This is a genomic window from Psychrobacter sp. (genome assembly GCF_036731945.1).
In the GTDB taxonomy this organism is placed as follows: domain Bacteria; phylum Pseudomonadota; class Gammaproteobacteria; order Pseudomonadales; family Moraxellaceae; genus Psychrobacter.
Genome location: NZ_DAINDI010000003.1, coordinates 1 through 4,777, shown reverse-complemented (window position 1 = coordinate 4,777; position 4,777 = coordinate 1). Strand labels below are relative to the sequence as shown.

Annotated in this window: 7 protein-coding genes; all 7 read right to left on the bottom strand. The window is 44.2% G+C overall.

Going from position 1 to position 4,777, the window contains the following annotated elements; translation table 11 throughout:
* The coding region (locus V7D75_RS00905) for a hypothetical protein (RefSeq protein WP_333613025.1) at positions 1–241 on the bottom strand (241 nt) is incomplete at its 3' end.
* Positions 242–447: 206 nt separating this feature from the next.
* Positions 448–759 (bottom strand): hypothetical protein, encoded by a 312-nt coding sequence (locus V7D75_RS00900; protein WP_068403841.1) that lies wholly within the window; start codon positions 757–759, stop codon positions 448–450.
* A 119-nt stretch (positions 760–878) separates the two neighbouring features.
* Positions 879–1,232, bottom strand: a complete 354-nt coding sequence (locus tag V7D75_RS00895; protein ID WP_333613024.1) for a hypothetical protein — start codon at positions 1,230–1,232, stop codon at positions 879–881.
* 73 nt (positions 1,233–1,305) lie between these two features.
* Entirely contained in the window at positions 1,306–1,995 is a 690-nt protein-coding gene (gene rpe / locus V7D75_RS00890; protein WP_191691052.1) for a ribulose-phosphate 3-epimerase, read from the bottom strand.
* Between the two features lie 121 nt (positions 1,996–2,116).
* Positions 2,117–2,371: a TIGR03643 family protein gene (locus V7D75_RS00885; protein WP_333613097.1), complete on the bottom strand. Its 255-nt coding sequence runs from the start codon at positions 2,369–2,371 to the stop codon at positions 2,117–2,119.
* Positions 2,372–2,761: 390 nt separating this feature from the next.
* Complete coding sequence (fghA, locus tag V7D75_RS00880) at positions 2,762–3,652, bottom strand: S-formylglutathione hydrolase (protein ID WP_333613023.1); 891 nt, start codon at positions 3,650–3,652, stop codon at positions 2,762–2,764.
* A 202-nt stretch (positions 3,653–3,854) separates the two neighbouring features.
* The coding region (locus tag V7D75_RS00875; protein ID WP_333613022.1) for a C13 family peptidase at positions 3,855–4,777 on the bottom strand (923 nt) is incomplete at its 5' end.

Here is a 4,777-nt window from a genome sequence, read left to right as displayed (position 1 = left end):
CCTGAATAGCGGCATGAATCATATGCTGACCAATCGCTTGGGTATCGCTGCCTAATATTTCTTTCAACTTATCAGAAAAATCGATGGTCATCAGCGGCGCTTCTTCTTCCTCGGCATCACGTAACAGCAATTTGCCATCCGCTGCTTCAACCAACTCCAGCGTGGTTTCTTTAGCAAATCCAGCGAACTGATCGCGACTATCGTTATCTACTTCTATTTCATTATCAATATCGTATGGCATCTATTTTTTCCTTATTATTCCGCTTTATGTCTGTAAAAAGGCACTGACTTCGTTTATAAAATCTTAGTTTTACAGATATTCGGGCAAAACTATCTTACTTATACAATGGACGCTTTGCGCCGACAATTCAAGGCCTGACGCGTAAGTGTTTTACCTAAATGCTATTTAATACTACTTATCAACCTTATGAACGAGCTAAATCGCTATTAACGCCAATAGCGTAATTTCGCTAAGGTAAATAAGAAAGCGACAAACATGCCCAGATAATACATTTGCTTGAGCTCAAGCGACGGGTCGCGATATTTAAACGGTAAAGCTACGGTAGCGGTGGCGGTCGGGATAATGAGCAACATAAGTAGCCAATTTTCAAAGACATGTAGCCAGCCTTGCAGTCCGGTACCATGGCGCAGGTAAGATAAGCCTAAGAGCAAACAGGCGATAATCAGCAAAATAAACAAACTGTTTGGAAGGTCTTTTGGGAAAATGATATCGGTGATTTTCTTAGAGGAAGTAGCCATACTAGCAAGTGTCCAGTCGCATCATAAAGCGCGACTTATTAAAAAGTAGAAATCGATGAATGCCATAAAGACAAAGTTTTAAAAGATAACCATGTTAAAGCGCTAACATCAGCCAATTATTAACTATAAGTGCCCATTAACCAAAGCATGGCTATACAAGAGGTTAAATAGCCCAAGCTAATAGCGTTCCAGCTTGCGATATGCAAACCTTTGAGCTTATTTAAAATGCGCGAACCAAGCCAGAAAAATAGCGGAATACCAATCATAAAGGCTGGCACTATCACCGCCGCGTGTCGGAGCACTTCTGCCACATCATCGCCAATCAGCAGGCGAAAACCATAACCAGCGAGGCTGAGCACCAAGGCAAAAGCTGCCATGCCTATAGTAATACCCTTAGGTACTAAGCTTGGGGCTTGTTTTTCTTTCACGGGCTCAGGCGATACTGACGAGTTAATGGGCTTTTGCGTGTTCATATTTCACCTTTATATGGCTTATCGAGTCCATCGTTATAACCTTAACACTCATACTAATAGTCATAAATGGGGATTAATAACCATTTGCCAAGGCTAATTCGGCGCGCATAGCGTCGATGGCAGATTTATAATCTTCTTGATTAAAAATAGCGGAACCGGCGACGAACATATCAGCGCCTGCTTCGGCAATCGCGCGAATATTGCTGGCTTTGATGCCGCCATCTACTTCTAGTCTAATATCGCGACCACTGGTAATAATACGTTGACGAACTTGGCGAACTTTATCTAAGGTACCCTCAATAAACGATTGACCACCATATCCAGGGTTAACGCTCATCAGTAAGATTTGGTCAACCTTGTCCATCACATAATCTAAATAATGCAGTGGCGTTGCGGGGTTTAATACCAAACCGCATTCAGCGCCACCATCTTTAATCAGCTGCAAAGAGCGGTCAATATGGGCGCTGGCTTCTGGGTGGAAGGTGATAATACTCGCACCCGCCTCTAAAAACTGCTCGATCATGCTATCGACTGGCGATACCATAAGATGGACATCAATCGGCGCCTCGATACCATAGTCACGCAGCGCCTGACATATCATGCTACCAAAGGTTAGGTTAGGCACATAGTGATTGTCCATCACATCAAAATGGATGACATCAGCGCCCGCCTCCAATACCTTTTCAACCTCTTCACCAAGTCTGGCAAAGTCAGCCGATAAGATAGAAGGCGCGATAAGATAAGGTTTGGCTGGGCTAGTCATAGTTGAGCTACCTAATTGAGGTTGGTATAAACGTTTAATAAACAAGTTTTTAATCACTGGAATTGGTATTTAGATACTACATTTAAACGATTCTTTTAAATAAGGCGTTTTAAAAAAAGCGTTAGCGCGGCTTATATTGGGTTTTACAATACGCACGACCGACATCAAAAGGACGCTTTGCTTGATGCTTGGTCGCACGGCTAGTAACGCGCTGACGCCATAAGCGGAAAGACGATGGCTTTAACTCTTGGCGCATCAGCTTAATGACTGCGGTCTCATTTAGAGCGTAGCTGTGCTCTATCGCTTCAAACGGTGTTCGGTCTTCCCACGCCATTTCTATCACCCGTGATAATTGCACGGCATCAAGCGCATGAATAGCAGCTGTATTAGCTGGCTTTGATTTGCGAGTTTCTGAGTTGACGTTATATTTTTGAACCATATTAGCTCGCTGCTTATTTTTTAAAGCTGCCATCATATCAGTCATATCCGCTTGCATCGTGGCCAGTGATAATTGAGCCGTCTGCTGTCGGTTAGCCAAACCTGCCTTTGATGGCGTTATCAGATTATTCACCATAGAACTTACCTTAAAAAATTTTGCTTATTAATTTGCTTATTAACAAGCACGCTCTATTTTATACCAATCTATTTTATAACAATAAAGGCGCTTGGTTGAATAATCAGCGTAACCGTCTGTCAAGTTATATGACAGACGATACGCTCAGCTATTAGACGGCTATTATTTGTAGACAGATGTTATTGGACAGGCCTAGCCCATTTGCGCCATACGCCAGTGATGTTCGATGTGGTCATTAATCACTGTTTGGATAAAATAATAGCTATGGTCATGACCGGCCTGATAGCGTAATGTTAATGGCTGCTTGGCCTTGTCACACGCTGCTTGCAGCTTAGGCGTTTGCAGCTGACCTTCTGCCAAGAAATTATCAGCCGCGCCTTGGTCAACCAATATACTGGCATACTGCTGGCCAACTTCTACAATCCTCTGTGAGGCGTCAGCTTGCGCCCATAGCGATTTATCATCGCCGAAGTACTCTGTATAAGCGGCCTGCCCCCATGCCGACTCACTGGCAGCACAAACAGGTGATAAGGCGGAGACACTGACAAACTTACTTGGGAACTTAAAGCCCAATAATAACGCTCCATGACCGCCCATCGAGTGGCCTGTGATGCCGATACTATCAATCGGAAACTCTGAGCGCAGTAAATCGTATAATTCATCAACGATATAGCTTTGCATATTAAAATGTTCTGCCCACGGTGCTTGCGTGGCATCGACATAGTAGCTTGCGCCCTGCCCGACAAAATAACGCTCATCATTTGCGACATCGTGCGCGTCATGACTTCTAGGAGAAGTATCAGGCGCAATAAATATCATGCCAAGCTCGCTGCATTTTTGTTGAAAATGCGCTTTATGGGTGACGTTATCGGCATTACAGGTCAAACCCGAGAGATATAAAACAGCCGGACAACGGCGCCCAGCCAGCGCTTCATCTGGCAGATAAATACTAAAGGTCATCGGCGTTTTGGTCGCGGTGGACTCATGACGATAATAATGCTGCTCGCCATCGAAGCAGCGATTGACGCTGATTTGCTCAATCTTTGAGTTGGTAGACAAACTGTGTTTATAAGAATTATTCATAAGTGACATCCTTTTTATCCGAGATAAAATAAGCGCTGAGTGACAACTGCCCATCCTTACTATGAGCAAGCAAACTGTTAAAGACAAGTAATTAAGTAAAGTCAGGGAAAGTCAATTAGAGACAGTCAGTCACTAAAGTAGCATTTTAAAAACTCAAAAAGCGCGCCTTAGTAGCGACATAAATCTAATTTATCAGCATACCTTAGTCATTTTCAGGCAGATTATCGATTGCGTTTGCCGTATCAGGAGCTTGAGTTACCTTAACAGAATCCGGCTGATTAGTCATACTAGCGAGTGCTGGACGGGTTTTAGCAAACAGAACTTGCTCAAATGCTGGCAGCGCGGTTTCCATTAAGCTACCAATGACCATCTGCGGCTCTGATGGCTCAAAACCCATATAAAGCTCACGCTCTTGTACGCGGTAAGCGGCGTCTTTAAACGCATCAGAAAAACTGGTGTTTTCGCGCAAACTCTCCGCAAAGAAAGCCTGTCCAAAGTAAGTCATCTCAGCACTATTGGTGCAGCCAAATGACATTTTATCAGCGGCAGAGGCGGTAATAATCACCGTTGTTGGCGATGCCAATTCATCGATAAATGAGCCTGAATAGCACGCCGACACCACAATTACCCGCCAGCGGATACCGGACGCATCTAACGCTTCACGCAGCCACGTGGCATCCAAATTATCCATCGCTAATGGTGGATTTGCCAGTTGGATAATATTCTCATCACCATGTGACGATAGGGTAAGAAATAGCACATCTTCATCGGCATTCATCTGCTGACCGATGGTTTTTAACCCGCGCAAAATACTGGTTTTTGTCGCAATTGGCTCATCTAGCCACGTATAGTTATTATTAATCAATGCCAGCGAATGGCCACTGGTGCCAAAGCGCACGTCAAACAATTCACGCACTTTATTAATCTCAGAACGAAAGACGTTTTGCTCTGAGAATCCTGCCACGCCCATAAAATACCAGTCGCTTTTACCGGGTATACTCGGGTCGATACGATCTAAAGCTTGCTGCAATAATCGCGGCTGCTCATATAAAGCCGCTTCTTCTAGTACCGGCTCAACAGGAATTTGCTTAAATATCGGCTGGTCGGCGACGTTACGCTGCCAAA

Excerpts from the sequence above, each read along its gene's own strand:
- rpe (WP_191691052.1), bottom strand. The coding sequence starts at position 1,995 with ATGACTAGCCCAGCCAAACCTTATCTTATCGCGCCTTCTATCTTATCG.
- V7D75_RS00900 (WP_068403841.1), bottom strand. The coding sequence starts at position 759 with ATGGCTACTTCCTCTAAGAAAATCACCGATATCATTTTCCCAAAAGAC.
- V7D75_RS00895 (WP_333613024.1), bottom strand. The coding sequence starts at position 1,232 with ATGAACACGCAAAAGCCCATTAACTCGTCAGTATCGCCTGAGCCCGTG.
- fghA (WP_333613023.1), bottom strand. The coding sequence starts at position 3,652 with ATGAATAATTCTTATAAACACAGTTTGTCTACCAACTCAAAGATTGAG.